General features: G+C 52.7%; 1 protein-coding gene and 1 pseudogene. Both read right to left on the bottom strand.

The genetic code is table 11. The annotated features are described in order from the left end of the window. Positions 1-79 precede the first annotated feature (79 nt). A complete protein-coding gene (locus B5F87_RS20285; protein ID WP_343215792.1) occupies positions 80-1,687 on the bottom strand; it encodes an IS66 family transposase in 1,608 nt (535 codons plus the stop codon). A 283-nt stretch (positions 1,688-1,970) separates the two neighbouring features. Further along, positions 1,971-2,279 (bottom strand): annotated as a pseudogene (gene tnpB, locus B5F87_RS20280) (IS66 family insertion sequence element accessory protein TnpB); the annotation flags it as partial. Between the last annotated feature and the right edge of the window lie 150 nt (positions 2,280-2,429).

Here is a 2,429-nt window from a genome sequence, read left to right as displayed (position 1 = left end):
GTAAACGGTAGATATCTCGTACCTGTACAAATCTGGAGCAAACCTGTATGATAAGGACAGATTTGCTCCAATCTTTCGCTCACTTCTCTTTTCCGGATTTCCGGCAGTTCGCCGGCAGGTTCGGTGACCACGGGAGCAGGTCTTCCAGAAATCCACGGTCCGTGTCATCCAGATGTTTCGGGATCTCTGTGAGAAGATGCTCAAAATAATCATATGGTTTCAGTCCGTTGGCCTTCGCTGTTTCTGCAATGCTATAGATTATGGCACTGGCCTTTGCCCCTGCGACCGTATCGATCATCACCCAATTCTTCTTACCGATGCAGAATCCCCGGATCGACTGCTCCGCAGCATTATTGTCCATCGGGACTTCTCCGTCATCGAGGAACACTTTCAGGTATCTTTCCTGGTGGATGGAGTATTGGAAGCCTTCCCAGGTCTTGCTCTTCTGCGGCACTTTTGGGAGATTTTCTTTTATCCACGCGAAATAGGCCTCCACCAATGGGCGGACGCTCCGCTGGCGGCGGTCCCTGCGCTCTTCTGCCGGGAGACCCTTTAACTGCTTTTCCTCCCGATAGATAGCCTGTATCATAGTCAGCGCCAGGTACGCGCGGCTGTCTTTCTGCTTTGCTTTTGGCAGGGCTTTGACCGCTTCGTCATACCGGCGTCTGGCGTGGGACCAGCATCCCGCGATCTTCAGGTCTTCCCGTTCCTTTTCGACCGTGTGGTAGACCTGATACCCATCCGTGACGCAGATGCCGCTGAAACCTCTCAGGAATTCCCTGGGATGGCTGGCGTTGCGTGTCTTCTGGTACTCATACAAGATGATCTGCCGGCCTTCATACATCTGTCCCGTGCGGTACACCCACATGTAACTTTTCGCCCCGGCCGGACGTCCGTCCTTGTTCACCAGTACAGGGGTCTCGTCTGCCTGCAGCACATGGTAATGGTACATAGCCTCATGCAGGTGGTCATAAAGGACTGCAAGATACCTCTCCGCGCACTGGATCGTCCAGTTCGCCATGTTCTGCCTGGAGATATGCAGGCCGTACCGCGCGAACTCCTGCTCCTGCCGGTAAAGCGGGACGGCATTGACGTATTTGGCGTTCATCACTGCCGCCTCCAGGGACGGGGATACGAGGCTCCCTTTTAAAAGGCAGCCCGGGTGCGGGGCCTTTACGACTTCTTCTGTCTTTTTCCCGGCATATACCTTCACATGATGTTCTTCTACCTCCACCTTTGCCGGGGTAAAACGGTACCTGCGGTATATCTCATCGGGCAACTGCTTCCATCCGCCCTGCCCGAACCGTTGCTCCAGCTCCTTTTCCTCCATGGAATGTTCGACCACAATGACCGGGAGTCCCTTCAGGTCTTCTTCCCGTTTCCCACGCTTCTTTTTCGGCCTCTGCCGGGGAACCTCTTCCAGGCTGTCATCAGCGCTTTCTGCAGCGACCGCCTCCGCTTCATTAAAAAAAACGATCGTCCCATCCACTTCCATAAAAGCAATCTGTCCCTCGGTCTCATGTTTCTCCGATGACCTGCCGAAACGGCGTCTTTTCTGGTCTGCCAGCTGCTCCAGTACAAGCTGGAGGTTTTGGTCGATCTGTCTGAGCTGCTCCTGTTGTGCCAGGAACAGCTGGATGATCGTCTCTTTGTCCAGGCTGTTCAGTTTTTCTTCTGTATATCCCATAACCATTTCCTCCCGGTAGTCCCACTGGTCCCAGTATAACAGAAAATGGCCATTTTTGCGAACCCTGCATGGGAAGCTGTCCGTCATAATGCCTATGGCCGCAAATGTACGGGGACAGCGACAGAGCCGTTGTCCCCGTTCCTCTTTTTCTAAAAAGAAACAGGGGATCCTGCGGCATATGCGGTCGGATGGATGCGCCTGTGCCTGTCCCTGCTGCCGGGGACAGGGGCTCTATATTCCGCTGAGATAACAGCTGTCTGGGATTTCTCTGTTTTGCACAAAGTCATCCGATATATTCCGGGGGTTCCACCATCCGGACGGACCTCTTCGGTGTGATCGTCAGCCCCTCCATCAGCCAGCGGAACTGCTGCTTTGTCAGCTTCCGCACTTCTTCCGCATTCCTCGGCCACTGGAACTGGCTTTCCGATAATCTTTTATATAGCAGGAGCCATCCATCCCCTTCCCAGACCAATCCCTTGATGCGGTCCGATCGTCTCCCGCAAAACAGGTACAGGGTCCCGGGGACATAGGGACTATTCCCTGTCTTTGTTTCGATCACTGCCGCCAGACGGTCCATACCAAAACGTAAGTCTGTATAGCCGCATTATCCTAACATTTAGATAATGCGGCTTATGCTCAGTTTATTTTTATCCTCATCTTTTTTGAATAACCTGTCTTTTCCAGATGATTTTTCGGAAAAGATGAGGATAACATAATTATCTTAATCCACAAAGACGAGCCA

The organism is Eubacterium sp. An3 (assembly GCF_002159465.1).
GTDB lineage: Bacteria > Bacillota > Clostridia > Lachnospirales > Lachnospiraceae > Anaerobutyricum > Anaerobutyricum stercoris.
Note: the sequence above shows the minus strand (reverse complement) of the source record. Positions and strands in the feature narration are given on the sequence as shown.